This is a genomic window from Pseudomonas sp. PSKL.D1 (genome assembly GCF_028898945.1).
Taxonomy (GTDB): domain Bacteria; phylum Pseudomonadota; class Gammaproteobacteria; order Pseudomonadales; family Pseudomonadaceae; genus Aquipseudomonas.
Map to the genome: position 1 here is coordinate 2,180,627 of NZ_CP118607.1, position 15,059 is coordinate 2,195,685.

14 protein-coding genes are annotated in these 15,059 nt (G+C 63.0%); 5 read left to right on the forward strand and 9 right to left on the reverse strand.

The window, feature by feature from the left end:
- Positions 1-18: 18 nt before the first annotated feature.
- The 3 genes from PVV54_RS09780 (at position 19) to PVV54_RS09790 (ending at position 2,196) form a co-directional block, all read left to right on the forward strand.
- Positions 19-336 carry a hypothetical protein gene (locus PVV54_RS09780; RefSeq protein WP_274909725.1) on the forward strand — a complete coding sequence of 106 codons (318 nt, stop codon included), beginning with the start codon at positions 19-21 and terminating at the stop codon, positions 334-336.
- A gap of 23 nt (positions 337-359) precedes the next feature.
- On the forward strand, positions 360-1,508 hold the full coding sequence (locus tag PVV54_RS09785) for a PQQ-dependent sugar dehydrogenase (protein WP_274909726.1): 1,149 nt from the start codon (positions 360-362) through the stop codon (positions 1,506-1,508).
- A 106-nt stretch (positions 1,509-1,614) separates the two neighbouring features.
- Positions 1,615-2,196, forward strand: a complete 582-nt coding sequence (locus PVV54_RS09790) for a DinB family protein (protein WP_274909727.1) — start codon at positions 1,615-1,617, stop codon at positions 2,194-2,196.
- A 136-nt stretch (positions 2,197-2,332) separates the two neighbouring features.
- Here the strand turns inward: PVV54_RS09790 and PVV54_RS09795 are convergent, their stop codons facing one another.
- From PVV54_RS09795 to PVV54_RS09805, 3 genes are all read right to left on the reverse strand, one after another.
- The gene (locus tag PVV54_RS09795) at positions 2,333-3,334 is read right to left on the reverse strand and encodes an alpha/beta fold hydrolase (RefSeq protein WP_274909728.1); all 1,002 of its coding nucleotides are present in this window, start codon (positions 3,332-3,334) and stop codon (positions 2,333-2,335) included.
- Positions 3,335-3,409: 75 nt separating this feature from the next.
- Positions 3,410-3,847: a YqaA family protein gene (locus tag PVV54_RS09800; RefSeq protein WP_274909729.1), complete on the reverse strand. Its 438-nt coding sequence runs from the start codon at positions 3,845-3,847 to the stop codon at positions 3,410-3,412.
- On the reverse strand, positions 3,847-4,275 hold the full coding sequence (locus PVV54_RS09805; RefSeq protein WP_274909730.1) for a DUF411 domain-containing protein: 429 nt from the start codon (positions 4,273-4,275) through the stop codon (positions 3,847-3,849). Before PVV54_RS09805 ends, PVV54_RS09800 begins: the two co-directional genes overlap by 1 nt.
- Positions 4,276-4,404: 129 nt before the next feature.
- On the opposite strand from PVV54_RS09805, the gene PVV54_RS09810 reads away from it, so the two are divergent.
- A complete protein-coding gene (locus tag PVV54_RS09810) occupies positions 4,405-5,058 on the forward strand; it encodes a hypothetical protein (protein ID WP_274909731.1) in 654 nt (217 codons plus the stop codon).
- Here PVV54_RS09810 and trhP read toward each other — a convergent pair whose 3' ends face one another.
- Complete coding sequence (gene trhP, locus PVV54_RS09815) at positions 5,059-6,384, reverse strand: prephenate-dependent tRNA uridine(34) hydroxylase TrhP (protein WP_274909732.1); 1,326 nt, start codon at positions 6,382-6,384, stop codon at positions 5,059-5,061.
- A gap of 129 nt (positions 6,385-6,513) precedes the next feature.
- Here trhP and PVV54_RS09820 point away from each other — a divergent pair, with 129 nt between their 5' ends.
- Positions 6,514-7,578, forward strand: a complete 1,065-nt coding sequence (locus PVV54_RS09820; RefSeq protein ID WP_274909733.1) for an AI-2E family transporter — start codon at positions 6,514-6,516, stop codon at positions 7,576-7,578.
- 100 nt (positions 7,579-7,678) lie between these two features.
- On the opposite strand, the gene PVV54_RS09825 is transcribed toward PVV54_RS09820, so the two are convergent.
- The 5 genes from PVV54_RS09825 to nuoK form a co-directional block, all read right to left on the reverse strand.
- Complete coding sequence (locus tag PVV54_RS09825; protein ID WP_274909734.1) at positions 7,679-9,730, reverse strand: TonB-dependent receptor family protein; 2,052 nt, start codon at positions 9,728-9,730, stop codon at positions 7,679-7,681.
- Between the two features lie 117 nt (positions 9,731-9,847).
- Positions 9,848-11,317, reverse strand: coding sequence for an NADH-quinone oxidoreductase subunit NuoN (gene nuoN / locus PVV54_RS09830; protein WP_274909735.1), 1,470 nt, complete (start codon positions 11,315-11,317; stop codon positions 9,848-9,850).
- Positions 11,318-11,324: 7 nt separating this feature from the next.
- Entirely contained in the window at positions 11,325-12,857 is a 1,533-nt protein-coding gene (nuoM, locus tag PVV54_RS09835) for an NADH-quinone oxidoreductase subunit M (protein WP_274909736.1), read from the reverse strand.
- A gap of 40 nt (positions 12,858-12,897) precedes the next feature.
- On the reverse strand, positions 12,898-14,751 hold the full coding sequence (gene nuoL, locus PVV54_RS09840; protein ID WP_274909737.1) for an NADH-quinone oxidoreductase subunit L: 1,854 nt from the start codon (positions 14,749-14,751) through the stop codon (positions 12,898-12,900).
- Positions 14,748-15,056, reverse strand: coding sequence for an NADH-quinone oxidoreductase subunit NuoK (nuoK, locus tag PVV54_RS09845; protein ID WP_274909738.1), 309 nt, complete (start codon positions 15,054-15,056; stop codon positions 14,748-14,750). The genes nuoL and nuoK overlap by 4 nt, the downstream gene beginning before the upstream one ends.
- Between the last annotated feature and the right edge of the window lie 3 nt (positions 15,057-15,059).

Here is a 15,059-nt window from a genome sequence, read left to right on the forward strand (position 1 = left end):
TCGTACAGGAGGTGAAGCATGAACCCGAAATTGCCAATGCTGGCCATCAGCCTGTTGCTGTGCCTTCCGGTGCAGGCTGCGCCCGTGCAACCGCTGCAACTCGCCGCCAGCAACAACAACCCGTACAACAGCCCCATCCAGCGCGCCAACCCCAACAGCCGCCAAGGCAGCATGCCCGCTACCCCACCCGTACGGGGCCCGTCTACCGAGCCGATTCACCGCACGCCCAGCCTGGACAACCGCGGCATCGGCAATGGTGACAACCTGCGGCGTCAGCAGCAAACCCCGAACCTGGAACCCACCCGGCCGCCGCGCGATACCCAGCGTGTACCTTGAGCCCGCACTGAAAGGAACTCTGCATGACCCGAGCTACCTGGCTGACCACCCTTGCCGCTGCCGCCTTGCTGCCGCTTGTGGCGCAAGCGGCTTCCGAAAAGCAGTACCCGAGCGAGGAGGGGCAACTGACCGTCAGCACCGTTGCCGACGGCCTGCGCAACCCGTGGGCGCTGGCGTTTTTGCCGGGGGGCAGGGACATGCTGGTCACCGAGCGCAGTGGCAACCTGCGGCTGGTCAATGCCGAAGGCAAGGTCGGCCCGCCCATCAGCGGGGTGCCCAAGGTCTGGGCTGAGGGGCAGGGTGGTTTGCTCGACGTGGTGCTGTCCCCTGAGTTCGGCAAGGACCGAATGGTTTATTTGTCGTTTGCCGAGGAAGGCAGCGATGGCAAGGCCGGCACGGCGGTCGGCCGGGGGCAGTTGTCCCAGGACCGTGCGCGGCTGGAGAACTTCACCGTGATCTTCCGCCAGCAGCCCAAGCTGTCGGTGGGCAACCACTTCGGCTCGCGGCTGGTGTTTGACCGGGAGGGCTACCTGTTCATTGCCCTGGGTGAAAACAACCAGCGGCCAACGGCCCAGGACCTGGACAAGCTTCAGGGCAAAATTGTACGCATCCTGCCGGACGGTGAGGTGCCGAAGGACAACCCCTTCGTTGGCAAGGCTAACGTACGCCCGGAAATCTGGTCATTCGGCCACCGCAACCAGCAAGGCGCGGCGCTGAACCCATGGACCGGCAAACTCTGGACCCACGAGCACGGCCCGCGCGGCGGTGACGAGATCAACATCCCGCAACCGGGCAAGAACTATGGCTGGCCGGTTGCCACGCATGGCATCAATTATTCGCTGCTGCCCATCCCCGAGGCCAAGGGCAAACAGGTCGATGGCATGGTCAACCCCCATCATGTGTGGGAAAAGTCACCCGGCATCAGCGGTATGGCGTTCTATGACAGCCCCACCTTCAAGGCCTGGGACCACAACCTGTTCATTGGCGCGCTGGCCACACAGGAGGTGATTCGGTTGCAGCTTGATGGCGACAAGATCGTGCACGAAGAACGCTTGCTGGGTGACCTGAAGGCGCGTATCCGTGACGTCAGGGTGGGGCCCGACGGCTACCTGTATGTGCTTACCGATGACAAGGATGGCGCACTGTTGAAAGTTGGCCTGAGCGGGAGCTGACCGGCAAAGCCTTGGCTGGCCTGAGCGCTGGGCCAGCCCTGTCTTATCCAGCCATGCGCTCTACACTCAACGGTATCCGGCGATGCAACTGTGAAGGAGCATAACCATGGACCCGTTGTCGCACCATCTGCTGACCCAGGCATTCAACAATGGCTGGGCCAATCACCGCCTGTACAAAGCCTGCCTGCAACTCACCCATGACGAATTCGTCGCTCCCCGGTGCAGCTTTTTCCCCTCGATCAAGGCCACGCTCAATCACCTGTTGACGGTGGACTGGTTTTATTTGCACATGCTGGAGTGTGAACAGCGCGGCGAGGCGCCGATGCCCGATGGCGAGCGCTTCTTCGACCCGGAGCAGCCATTTGCCACCTGCACCGACCTGCATGCCGAGCAGGCCCAGACCGATCACCGCCTGATTGCTTACTGTGGTGGGTTGCACGACGACCAGCTGGCCCGGTATGTAAGCATCGTGCGCCCCGACCGCGTGCAGCGCGAGCCGAGGCTGCGGTTGCTGGCGCACCTGTTCGAGCATCAGATCCACCACCGTGGGCAGGTGCACGCGATGCTCAGCGACACGGCGGTGCGCCCACCCCAGCTGGATGAGTTTTTCTGCGAAGAAGAGGCCGCGCTGCGCGCCCAGGACTTTGCTGAACTGGGCTGGACCGAACAGCAGGTATGGACGCGCTGAAGGCCAGTTGTCTTGCACAGCCCTTTGTGCAGGAGCGGCTTCAGCCGCGATCACCGGCAAAGCCGGTGCCAGGCACCGCGTCGCTTGCTTCGCGGCTAAAGCCGCTCCTACAGGTATTGCGCATGCCTTGCCGGTATCAAGGCCGCTGCAACCACTCGATCAGCGTCCGGTTGAAGCGCTTGGGCTCTTCGATCTGGGGTGCATGCCCCATGCCTTCGAAGGTGATCAGCTCACCTTGCGGGATCAGCTTCGCCACCTGCGGCCCAAGCTCTTTGTATTTGCCCAGGTTCGCTTTCACTTCTGGCGGGGCAATGTCACTGCCAATGGCCGTGGTGTCCTGGTCGCCGATCAGCAGCAGGGTCGGCATCTTCAAATCCTTGAACTCGTGGTACACCGGCTGGGTGAAAATCATGTCGTAGATCAGCGCCGAGTTCCACGCCACCGCCTCATGCCCCGGGCCTTGGTTCAGGCCCACCAGCATCTGTACCCAGCGCTCGTACTCGGGCTTCCAGCGCCCGGCGTAGTAGGTTTTGCGTTCATACTCGCGCACGCCCTCGGCATCGAGTTTGAGTTCGCGCGCGTACCATTGGTCCACCGTGCGGTACGGTACGCCCATGGCTTTCCAGTCTTCCAGGCCGATCGGGTTGACCATGGCCAGCCGTTCGACCTGCTGCGGGTACATCAGTGCATAGCGCGTGGCCAGCATGCCACCGGTAGAGTGGCCAAGGATGATGGCATTTTCGATACCGAGTTGTTCGAGCAGGGCGTGGGTGTTGCTGGCCAGTTGCTGGAAGCTGTACTGGTAATACGCCGGCTTGCTCGACGTGCAGAAGCCGACCTGGTCCGGCGCGATAACCCGGTAACCGGCCTGGCTCAACGCGTCGATGGTGGTTTCCCACGTGGCGGCGCAAAAGTTCTTGCCGTGCATCAGCACCACGCTGTGGCCGTTGGCCTGGCCTTTGGCGGGCACGTCCATGTAGCCCATCTGCAGCGCCTGGCCCTGGGACTGGAAGTCAAAATGTTTCAGAGGGTGAGGGTAGTTGAAACCTTCGAGCTGTTTGCCATAAGTGGGGGCATCGGCAGCGATGGCCGGGGCGCCGACGAGGCAGGCCAGGGCCAGGGCAGTTGTGCGCAGCATGGGGGCACTCCATGTAGGGCCATGTAGGAAATGGCGACTTTAACAGTCAGTGCACATCCTGAAACGTTAAAGGTGTTACCAAGCGTGAAACCAACCCAGGGTCACCATCGCCACCACGCTGTAGCGGCCGGCCTTGGCCAGTGTCACCAGCAACAGGAAGCGCCAGAACGGCTCACGCATGATCCCGGCGATCAAGGTCAGTGGGTCGCCGATCACCGGCATCCAGCTGAGCAGCAGCGACCATTGCCCCCAGCGCTGGTAGCGCTGCTGGGCACGTTCAAGCTGGGCGGCGCTGAAAGGGAACCAGCGTTTGTCGCGCAGATGCTCGATCGCCCGGCCCAGCACCCAGTTGACCACCGAACCGAGCACATTGCCGACCGTGGCCACCAGCAACAGCGTCAGCCAGGCGTCGGGCTGGCGCAACAGCAACCCCACCAGCACGGCTTCCGATTGCAGCGGCAGCAGGGTGGCGGCGCCGAAGGCGCTGAAAAACAGCGCCCACAAGCTGAGCATCAGTAAGTGGCAACCACGGTGTCCTGGCCCTCCTGAGTCACACCGATGACCTGGTAGGCGTCCTTGTGGTCGCCCATTTCCATGCCGGGTGAACCCATGGGCATGCCGGGTACGGCCAGGCCTTTGAGGTCGTTGCGTTTGGCCAGCAACCGGACCTGCTCGGCCGGTACGTGGCCTTCGACGAACTTGCCATTGATCACGCCGGTATGGCATGACGCAAGGCGTGGCGCCACGCCCAGGCGCTGTTTGACGGCACTCATGTTCGGTTCGACATGGTCATTGACGGTAAAGCCGTTGTCGCTCAGGTGCTTGATCCATTGCTTGCAGCAACCGCAGTTGGGGTCGCGGTAGACATCGATGGTTTCGCCCGCCTGGGCCAGGCCGGTGGCGGCCAGCAGGCCGAGGGTGATCAGGTGTTTACGCAGCATGGTCGAATAACTCCGTTGCAAATGCAGGCGCCGGCCTGCCTTGGGCCTGAGGTGTGGCTTCCCGATGCCGACGCTATCACAGCAACCCCTAGCATGTGACCTACCTAACGCATTGGCGGACTCATCATCATGACTAAAACCCTGGTTTCACTGGCGTACTCAGACGCAAACCTCATCGGCCTCGGCGCAAATCTTTCGGAAGAAGAGCTTGGCGACGTGCAGTGCCTGCTCAACCATGCCGAATCATTCGCCGACCGCTCATACAATCGTCACGAGCTCTGGAAGAGTTGGTTTGATCACGTGCGCAACCGCATGGAAAAACACGGTTGCACTCGCTTGGCCACCCTCGAGCATCCAGCGCAGGTCATTAATGACTTTGCGGATTTCGATGATCAACTGGCCCCCATTGGCGCAGGCAGCACACCGGCAGTGCTGGCAGCGCTTGCGCGCGATGCGCTGGGTGAGTTGCGCGGCACGCAGGATGCCAAGCGGTTTCTCGAGAGGGGAACGGAGGATGGCCGGTCTTCGACATTCTTGGTCACGCCCTGCCAGAAAGATGAGGACGGCCAGATCCATCTGGCGGTCTATGCCTTTCGAATGAACGCGTCGGTAGAAATTCGCGATTTCGATTTCTGGAGCGAAACCCAGCGTGAGATTGTGGTGTGGAACATCGGCACCGCCTACCGCTTCGACCCGACGCGCTTTGCGAATGTTCGCGAACAGCTCTTGCTGGACCTGGCCAGGTGGTCATGCCACTCACTCACCCGGATCAAACTGAAATAGTCACGTGCCTGTGTGCAGGTCACGCAGAAGCAGGCCATACGCCAACGGCACCTGCTCGGGCACCGGCAGGTAAACCGTATGGCCATCGCCAGGCGCCACCTGGACGGCCTGTTGATGCGAGCCGCCCATGTACTCAAGGGCAAAATGGTAATTGCTGGCGGGTGTCATCAGCTCCAGGTGGTCCCCCACGGCAAAGCGGTTCTTCACCTTCACTTCGGCAAGGCCGTTCACTCGCGTGCCAGTCAGTTCCCCGACGAACTGCTGGCGTTCGGATGCCGAGTTTCCGCGCAGGTAGTTTTGGTATTCATCGTGCACATGGCGGCGCAGGAACCCTTCGGTGTAGCCGCGATGGGCCAGCGATTCCAGGTTGCCCATCAGCGTCCTGTCAAAAGGCCGACCGGCCGCGGCGTCGTCAATGGCCTGGCGATAGGCCTGCACGGCGCGGGCGCAGTAGAAATGCGATTTGGTACGGCCTTCGATTTTCAGCGAATGCACGCCCATGGCGGCCAGGCGCTCCACGTGCTGGATGGCGCGCAGGTCCTTGGCGTTCATGATGTAGGTGCCGTGTTCGTCTTCGAACGCTGGCATTTCGGTGCCCGGGCGGTTGTTTTCCTGCAGCAGGAACACCTGGTCGGTGGGGGCGCCCAGGCCCAGCGTTGGCTCGACCACGTGGACGATGTCTCCCGTGGTGTTTTCCGTGGCGGGCGTAGCTTCGTACTTCCAGCGGCAGGCGTTGGTACAGCTGCCCTGGTTGGCATCGCGTTTGTTCAGGTAACCGGACAGCAGGCACCGGCCTGAATACGCCATGCACAAGGCACCATGGACGAACACTTCCAGTTCCATGCCCGGTACCTGTTGGCGGATTTCCCCGATTTCCTCCAATGACAGTTCCCGCGACAGGATCACCCGGCTCAGGCCCATCTGCTGCCAGAACTGCACGCTGGCCCAGTTGACCGTGTTGGCCTGCACTGAAAGGTGCACCGGCATGTGCGCGAAGTGCTGGCGCACCAGCATGATCAGGCCAGGGTCGGACATGATCAGTGCATCCGGCGCCATGTCGATCACCGGGGCCAGGTCTTTGAGGAAGGTCTTGAGCTTGGCGTTGTGCGGGGCGATGTTGACAACAACGTAAAAGCGCTTGCCCAGGCTGTGTGCCTCCTGGATGCCCAAGGCCAGGTTGGTGTGGTCGAATTCGTTGTTGCGCACCCGCAGGCTGTAGCGCGGCTGCCCGGCATAAACCGCGTCGGCACCGTAGGCAAAGGCGTAGCGCATGGTTTTCAGGGTGCCGGCGGGGGCCAGCAATTCGGGCTTGGCGGGAAGGGTCATGGGTGCACCGGGGCAAAAGCGCGGATGCTAAGGCGTGGCGACGGGTGGCGTGTTGATCTGAATCAAGGGCACAGCGGCACTTTTGCTGTGATGGCGCGCACTAATATCCATGACACTCAAGGAACTGCCATGAACGAAGCCGCTTTACAGAACAGAGCCCTCGCCGTGTTGCTGGCGCTGGTTTCGATAGCTTTTGCCTGGATACTGCTACCGTATTACGGCGCAATCTTCTGGGCGGTGATTCTCGGTATCCTGTTTGCGCCCTTGCAGCGCCACCTGCTGATCCGCTTTGGCCGGCGCCGCAACCTGGCGGCGGCCACCACGCTGCTGGTGTGCCTGCTGGTGGCCATTTTGCCGGTCATCATCACCAGCGCACTGTTGGTGCAGGAGGGGGCCACGTTGTACCAGCGCATCGAAAGCGGGCAGCTGGACATTGCCGGTTATGTGGAGCGAGGCAAAGACATGCTGCCGGCGTTCGCCCAGCATGGCCTGGACAGCGTGGGCATGGGCAACCTCGACGGGCTGCGCGAAAAGATCATGAAATGGGCCACCCAAGGCAGCCAGGTGCTGGCCAGCCAGGCGTACAGCTTTGGCCAGGGCACGTTCGAGTTTCTGGTCAGCTTTGGCATCATGATGTACCTGTTGTTCTTCTTTTTACGCGAAGGCCCGGAACTGGCGCGGCGTGTGCGGTTGGCGGTGCCACTGCCGGAGCATCAGAAGCGCCGCCTTCAGCTGAAGTTCAACCGCGTCGTGCGGGCGACGGTGAAGGGCAATGTGCTGGTGGCCATTACCCAGGGGGCGCTGGGCGGGTTCATCTTCTGGGTGCTGGATATCCCCAGCGCGCTGGTGTGGGCGGTGCTGATGGCGTTTCTTTCGCTGCTGCCGGCGGTGGGGGCGGGTATCGTCTGGGCGCCGGTGGCGGCTTACTTCGTGCTGACCGGCGCGCTGTGGCAGGGGATTATCCTGACGGCCTTCGGCGTGCTGGTGATTGGCCTGGTGGACAACGTGCTGCGGCCGATCCTGGTGGGCAAGGACACGCGGATGCCGGATTACCTGATCCTGGTGTCCACCCTGGGCGGGTTGGCGGTGTTTGGGCTGAATGGCTTTGTGATCGGGCCGTTGATTGCGGCGTTGTTCATTTCGAGTTGGGGTATTTTTGCGGCGACCAAGCCGCAGGTGCAGTTGCCTTCGTGAAATATTGGCGCCGCATCGCGGATAAATCCGCTCCTACAGCGCCTGTGTAGGAGCGGATTTATCCGCGATGCGGCGCGCAGCGGCGCTCGATCCCCCAAACCTACCGAAAACTATACGAAACCCCCGCATACACCCCAAAACTCTCCCCAGGCGTAGACCGCGCAACATCCTGCCCCGCATCGTCATACCCCGGCGTCACCGTCGCCGCATAACGCTTGTTGGTCAGGTTGCGCAAATCCAGCCAGGTTTGCCAATCCTGCTTCGGCGAGTTCCAGCCCAGCCGCGCACCTAGCAGGGCATACGCGTCGGCGTGGTAGCTGTTGGCGTAGTCCACCTGCACCTTCGACGCCATCTGCGTGTTGACCCCGGCATAGAGCCCACTCGGCCAGTCGTAGCGCAGTTCGGCCTGGTAGTAATGCATGGGGATGCCCGGCAAGCGGTTGTCGCCGAACTCATCATCGTCCCGGTAGTGGAAGTCGCTGAAGGTATACGCCTGGCGCAGGCTCAACTTGCCGGTGCCGGGGCGTTCCCACAAGGTGCTGTCCAACCCGGCTTCCACCCCCTGGTGCACGGTGGCGCTGGCGTTGAACTCCTTGGCCGGCAGGCCTTGCACGATCTCCACGGCCAGCAGCTCATGGCGCACTTGCGAGTAGTACCAGGCCAGGTCCCAATGCCCCAGGGCCGAATCGCCGCGGGCGCCCAGCTCCAGCGTGGTGGCGGTCTGGTTCTGCATCTCGATCGGCTGGGTATTGGAGGTGGAACTCCAGATCAACGACCATGGGTGCGGCGGCTCAACCGAGCGGCTGAGGTTGCCGTATACCTGCAGTTGCGGGTTGATGTCATAGCGCAGGCCCAGGCGCGGTGCATAGTCCCAGTCGTGCTGGCTGACCTTGCCGCCGGTTGCCGGGTAGGTCACGTCGCTTTCGCGGCGGGTGTAGATCATGGCCAGGCCCGTGGTCAGCCACAGGTCCGGGACCAGTTCCAGGTCATTGCCGGCATGCAGCACGGTATCGGAACCCTGGTAGCTGAAGTCGCGGCTGCGGGCACCAAAGTTGTCGCCACTGGTGCGGGCAAACTGCGAGGCGCCGCTATTGGGCAGGTGCTTGGTGGTGCGCCAGCCCACGGTAGTCTTGCTTTCGTGGCCGAACAGGGTGTCGCGGCGCAAATAGTTTAGCGTGCCGCTGACGTCGGTGTAGGCGACTTTCAGGCGCATCGGGCCTTCGCGCAGGTCCATCGGGAAGTCGTGGTACACCAGCCCGGCTTCCACGCGGGCGTCGTCATCGAGGTAGAAGGTAGTCTTGTTGCCCACCCAGGTGCTGCCCGGTTGCGGGCGGCTGTCGTCGCGGGCCAGGTAGGCGGCGTTGGCAGCGCGCGGGTCGTGTTTGATCTGGTCTTTGGTCAGGCGGCCGGCCAGTTCGTTTTCCGTTTCCCGGTAACGCAGGTAGAAGCGGGTTTCCAGGTTGGGGTTGAAGCGGTAGCCGACGTTGGCCGCAATGCCCTTTGAGCTGCCGCTGCTGTGCGCCTGGTAGCCGTCGTACTCCGAGTCGGTCAGGGCCACGTAGTAGTCGAGGTTGCCCAGCACCTGGCCAGAGCTGATGTGCCGGTGCTGATAGCCGCGGCTGCCCACCTCATAGCGCACCTGCAGCGGCGCGGCATCGTAACCGGTGTGGGTGACGTAGTTGATGGCACCGCCGAGGGCCAGCGAACCCTGGTCAAAACCATTGGCACCGCGCAGCACTTCGGCGCGGCTCAGCCACAGCGGCTCGAACAGCTCGTACGGGGTGCCGCCGGGGCCGGTCAGCGGCAGGCCGTCGAACATCGTGTATACGCCCGAACCATGCGCGCCCGGCGCCCGGTTGATGCCCGAGCCGCGGATCGACAGCTTGATGCCATCGTTACCGGCCGACTGGGCGAAAACGCCGGGTTGGTAGGCCAGCACATCCTGATTGCTGGCCACGCGGCCTTGTTCCACTTTGCCCATGTCCACCAGGTTGCTGGCACCGGGGATTTCGTGCAGCCGCTCGGTGGCGCTTTCCAGTTCGGTCTGCTGTTTGTCCTCGATCAGTACCTGGTCGAGTTCGATGCGGCCGGCGGCCTGGGCAGTGCTGGCGACGAACAGGGCCAGCAGGGAATACGGGAGGGTGGGGCGCATGGGGGCGAGGTTCCAGATCGAGTGCGGGAGTCTGACGCTGCAAATGGCAGACGAAGCACAGTGATCGATCTGTAATGCCCCACAAATGAAAAACCCCGCCGTAGCGGGGTTTTTGCATCAGCCGATCAGCTGTAGGCCAGCCTGCTGAACCATTTCCAGCAACGGCTGCGGGTACACACCCAGCACGAAGGCGAGAATGGCGATGGCCAGCAGCATCACGCCGCCGGTGCGCTGTTCCCACTTCAGCGGGGCATCGTGGCGACGCAGGTTCGGCTCGACCAGGTACAGGGTGACCATGACGCGCAGGTAGTAGTAAACGCCGATGGCGCTACCGATCACCAACGCACCCACCAACCACCACAGGTGCGACTCAACGCCCGTGGCGATGATGTAGAACTTGCCAATGAAGCCCGCGGTCAGCGGGATACCGGCCAGCGACAGCATCATCACGGTGAGTACGGCGGTCAGGTACGGGCGGCGCCAGAACAGGCCGCGGTACTCGTACAGTGCGTCGGCGTCACGGCCAGCGTAAGGCGACGACATCAGGGTGATCACGCCGAATGCCCCGAGGCTGGTGATCACGTAGGTGACCAGGTACACGCCCATGGCTTCCAGGGCCAGGCCCTTGCTGGCGACCAGTGCGATGACCAGGTAACCGAAGTGGGCGATGGACGAGTAACCGAGCAGGCGCTTGAGGTTGCTCTGGGTCAGCGCCAGCAGGTTACCGACCAGGATCGACGCTACGGCGATGACGGCCAGCACGGTGCTCAGCACGCCGCTGCTGGCGGCAGGGGAGAGCATGAACAGGCGTACCACCACGGCGAACACGGCAACCTTGCTGGCGGTGGCCAGGAAGGCGGCAACCGGCGCCGGGGCGCCTTCGTATACGTCCGGGGTCCACAGGTGGAACGGTACCAGCGACAGCTTGAAGGCCAGGCCGACCAGCATCATGCCCAGGCCCAGCTGCGCCAGCATGCTCGGCATGCTGGTGGCGGCCAGGGCTTTGCCCAGCTGGTCGAAGGTCAGGCTGCCGGCATCGGCGTACAGCAGCGCCATGCCGAACAGCAGGAAGGCCGAACCTGCGGCCGACAGCACCATGTACTTGATGCCGGCTTCCAGCGAGCGCTTGTTGAAGAACGCATACGCCACCAGGCCGTACACCGGCACCGACAGCAGCTCCAGGCCGATGAACAGGCCAGCCAGGTGGTTGGCGCTGACCAGCACCAGGCCACCCAGAGCCGACATCAGCAGCAGCAGGTAGAGTTCTTCACGGTTGCCCGGGAAACCCTTGGCCCCTTCGCCCAGGTAGGCGTGGGCGAGGGTGACGCAGGCCAGTGTCGCCACCAGGATGATCGCCATGTACAGGCAGGCGAACTTGTCGATGGTCACCAGCGAGGTCACCGCCAGCGGCGCGACCTTCAGCGCCGGCAAAATCGACAGCAGGGCCAGGTTCAGGCCCACGGTGGACAGCAGGAAGGTTTGCGAGTGGTTGCGCTTCCAGGCGATCGCCAGCATCACCACCACCGTGGTGATGGTGGTGATCAGCATCGGCGCCAATGCGATGAAGTGTTGAGTGGTGAATTCCATAGCGCTCTTACCGTGCCGAAGCGAGTTGAGTGAAAGCGGAGCCGAGCCACTGCTGCACACCGCTCATGGTGGCGGCAGAGGTGTCGAGGAACGGCTGCGGGTACACGCCCAGCAAAATCAGCAGCACCGCCAGGCCCAGGACCATGATCAGCTCGCGGCCGTCCATGCCGGCCAGCACCGCGTCGGACTTGGCCGGGCCGAAGTAGGCGCGGTGGATCATGATCAGCGAGTACACCGAACCAAACACCAGGCCGGTGGTGGCGATTACGGTGATCCACGGTACATGCACGAAGCTGCCCAGCAGGATCAGGAACTCGCCGACGAAGTTGCCGGTGCCAGGCAGGCCCAGCGATGCGGCGGCAAAGAACAGGCTGATGGCCGGCAGGTAGGCGATGCGGTGCCACAGGCCGCCCATCTGGCGCATGTCACGGGTGTGCAGGCGCTCGTACAGCTGGCCGGACAGGATGAACAGCGCGGCAGCCGACAGGCCGTGGGCCAGCATCTGGATCACCGCGCCTTGCAGGGCTTGCTGGCTGCCGGAGTAGATACCGATCAGCACGAAGCCCATGTGCGAAACGCTGGAGAAGGCGATCAGGCGCTTGATGTCGGTTTGCGCGAAGGCCAGGAAGGCGCCGTAGAAGATACCGATCAGGCCCAGGGTCATGGCGATTGGCGCAAACTCGGCCGAGGCGTTCGGGAATAGCGGCAGTGCGAAGCGCAGCAGGCCGTAGGCCGCGGTCTTCAGCAAGATACCCGCCAGGTCCACGGAACCTGCGGTCGGTGCCTGGGCGTGCGCATCAGGCAGCCAGGAGTGGAACGGCACCACCGGCAGCTTCACCGCGAAGGCGATGAAGAAGCCCAGCATCAGCAGGTACTCGGTACCGGCCGGCAGTTCGGCCTTGAGCAAGTCGCTGTAGTTGAAGGTGATCACGCCGGTGCTGTTGTAGTTGACCAGTACCAGGCCGAGGATCGCCACCAGCATGATCAGGCCGCTGGCCTGGGTGAAGATGAAGAACTTGGTCGCCGCGTAGATCCGGGTCTTCTTGCCATCCGCCGAGCTATGGCCCCAGAGCGCGATGAGGAAGTACATCGGCACCAGCATCATTTCCCAGAAGAAGAAGAACAGGAACAGGTCGAGGGCCAGGAACACACCGACCACGCCGCCCAGGATCCACATCAGGTTGAGGTGGAAGAAGCCGACGTGGCGCTGGATCTCTTTCCAGGAGCACAGTACCGACAGCACACCGAGCAGGCCGGTGAGCAGGATCATCAGCAGCGACAGGCCGTCCAGGGCCAGGTGGATGCTGATGCCGAAGCGCTGGATCCACTGGACTTTGTATTCCAGTGCCCAGGCAGGCTCGGCGCCCGGAGCGGGGGCCAGGGTGTAGTCGCCGGTGCCCCACAGCCACAGGCCGATGCCGAGCAGCAGGGACATGGTCAGCAGCGCGATCCAGCGCGGCAGGGTGGCGCCGAAGCGCTCACCCAGCCAGCACAGGAAGCCGCCGATGAAGGGGATCAGGATCAGCCAAGGCAAAATCATGACGGGTTGGTTTCCTTTGGCAAAGTCGCAAGATTCAGAGTCATACCGCAGCCACTACCACGGCGCCGAGCACCAGCACGGCACCCACGGCGATAGAAGCGGTGTACCAACGCAGCTGGCCGGTCTCGGTCTTGCTCATGGCGACGTGGCCGCCACGTGCCATCCGAGGGATCAGGCCGATGCTGCGGTCTACCGGGTCCTTGCGCAGGATGTGGCAGATCAGCAGGTACGGTTTGACGAAGAGCTTGTCGTAGATCCAGTCGAAGCCCCAGGCGGCGTACCACCAGGCCGACAGGACGCGGCCGATGCCGCTGTTGGCAATGCTGCTGACGAAGCTGCGCTTGCCCAGGAACAGCACTGCAGCCAGCAGGATACCGGCGATGGCGATGGCGCCCGAGGCGATTTCCAGCGAGTGCTTGGCTTCGCCGCCAGCATGGCCGGCGCTTTCAGGCAGTACACCGGCCAGTGGCGGGTGGATCATGGCGCCGACGGCGGTCGACAGCACGATCAGCACGCCCAGCGGCAGCCAGTGGCTGATGCCGTGGCCAGCGTGGGCCTCGGTCTTGGCTTCGCCGTGGAAGGCGATGAAGATCAGGCGGAAGGTGTACAGCGAGGTCATGAACGCACCGACCAGGCCGGCGTACAGCAAACCGGTGTGGCCGCTGGCGAAGGCTTCCCAGAGGATCTCGTCCTTGGAGTAGAAGCCCACGGTGACGATTGGCAGGGCTGCCAGGGCAGCGCCACCGACCACGAAGCTGGCGTAGGCCAACGGCAGTTTCTTCCACAGGCCGCCCATCTTGAAGATGTCCTGCTCGTGGTGGCAGGCGTTGATCACCGCACCGGAGGCAAGGAACAGCAGCGCCTTGAAGAAGGCGTGGGTCATCAGGTGGAAGATCGCCGCGTCCCAGGCACCCACGCCCAGGGCCAGGAACATGTAGCCGATCTGGCTCATGGTCGAGTAGGCGAGGATACGCTTGATGTCGGTTTGCACCAGCGCGGCGAAGCCGGCCAGTACCAGGGTCACGCCGCCGACAACGCCGACCAGGTGCAGGATGTCCGGCGCCAGCAGGAACAGGCCGTTGGTACGGGCAATCAGGTACACACCCGCGGTCACCATGGTGGCCGCGTGGATCAGCGCCGAAACCGGGGTAGGGCCGGCCATTGCGTCGGCCAGCCAGGTTTGCAGCGGCAGCTGGGCCGATTTACCGACCGCGCCACCCAGCAGCATCAGGGTGGCCAGTACCATCCAGGTGTCACCTGCCTGGAACTTCTGCGGTGCCAGCACCAGCAGCTCCTGCACGTTCAGGGTACCCAGCTGGGCGAACAGGATGAACAGGCCGATGGCCATGAACACGTCGCCGATGCGGGTGACGATGAAGGCCTTCAGTGCTGCGTTACCGTTGTTGCGGTTGCTGTAGTAGAAACCGATCAACAGGTACGAGCACAGGCCCACGCCTTCCCAGCCGAAGTAGATGAACAGCAGGTTGTCGCCCAGCACCAGGAACAGCATGCTGGCGATGAACAGGTTGGTGTACGAGAAGAAGCGCGAGTAACCGGCTTCGCCACGCATGTACCAGGAGGCGAACAGGTGGATCAGGAAGCCCACGCCGGTGACCACCCCCAGCATGGTGACCGACAGGCCATCCACGTACAGGGTGAAGTTCGGCGCAAAGCCGTCCACCGACATCCACTGCCACAGCAGCTGGCTGTACGCGCCACCTTCAGGCGGCGCGACGTTGAACTGCCAGATCACGTAGGCGGCCACGGCCGCCGAAAGGCCCACCGAGCCAACGCCGATCAGCGCGGACAGGTTCTCCGAGAACCGCCCCCGCGAGAACGACAGCAGCAGGAAGCCGATGAGGGGGAAGACGAAAGTCAGGAAGATAAGGTTCATCCGCGCATCTCACTGGCAGCATCGATGTCGAGAGTGTGGAAGCGGCGATACAACTGCAGCAGGATCGCCAGGCCAATACTGGCCTCGGCGGCTGCCAGGCTGATCACCAGAATGAACATCACCTGGCCGTCGGGCTGCACCCAACGGGCACCGGCGACGATGAACGCCAGGGCAGAGGCGTTCATCATGACTTCCAGGCTCATGAGCACGAAGAGGATGTTGCGGCGGACCATCAGGCCAACCAAGCCTAAGCAGAACAGGACACCGGCGACCGCCAGGCCATGCTCGAGAGGGATAGCACCCATGAT

Bases quoted from the DNA above. Each gene is read 5' to 3' on its own strand.
- PVV54_RS09785 (WP_274909726.1), top strand. From the start codon at position 360: ATGACCCGAGCTACCTGGCTGACCACCCTTGCCGCTGCCGCCTTGCTG.
- PVV54_RS09810 (WP_274909731.1), top strand. From the start codon at position 4,405: ATGACTAAAACCCTGGTTTCACTGGCGTACTCAGACGCAAACCTCATC.
- PVV54_RS09790 (WP_274909727.1), top strand. From the start codon at position 1,615: ATGGACCCGTTGTCGCACCATCTGCTGACCCAGGCATTCAACAATGGC.
- nuoL (WP_274909737.1), bottom strand. From the start codon at position 14,751: ATGAACCTTATCTTCCTGACTTTCGTCTTCCCCCTCATCGGCTTCCTG.
- PVV54_RS09795 (WP_274909728.1), bottom strand. From the start codon at position 3,334: ATGCTGCGCACAACTGCCCTGGCCCTGGCCTGCCTCGTCGGCGCCCCG.
- nuoK (WP_274909738.1), bottom strand. From the start codon at position 15,056: ATGGGTGCTATCCCTCTCGAGCATGGCCTGGCGGTCGCCGGTGTCCTG.
- PVV54_RS09805 (WP_274909730.1), bottom strand. From the start codon at position 4,275: ATGCTGCGTAAACACCTGATCACCCTCGGCCTGCTGGCCGCCACCGGC.
- trhP (WP_274909732.1), bottom strand. From the start codon at position 6,384: ATGACCCTTCCCGCCAAGCCCGAATTGCTGGCCCCCGCCGGCACCCTG.
- PVV54_RS09780 (WP_274909725.1), top strand. From the start codon at position 19: ATGAACCCGAAATTGCCAATGCTGGCCATCAGCCTGTTGCTGTGCCTT.
- nuoM (WP_274909736.1), bottom strand. From the start codon at position 12,857: ATGATTTTGCCTTGGCTGATCCTGATCCCCTTCATCGGCGGCTTCCTG.
- nuoN (WP_274909735.1), bottom strand. From the start codon at position 11,317: ATGGAATTCACCACTCAACACTTCATCGCATTGGCGCCGATGCTGATC.
- PVV54_RS09825 (WP_274909734.1), bottom strand. From the start codon at position 9,730: ATGCGCCCCACCCTCCCGTATTCCCTGCTGGCCCTGTTCGTCGCCAGC.
- PVV54_RS09820 (WP_274909733.1), top strand. From the start codon at position 6,514: ATGAACGAAGCCGCTTTACAGAACAGAGCCCTCGCCGTGTTGCTGGCG.
- PVV54_RS09800 (WP_274909729.1), bottom strand. From the start codon at position 3,847: ATGCTCAGCTTGTGGGCGCTGTTTTTCAGCGCCTTCGGCGCCGCCACC.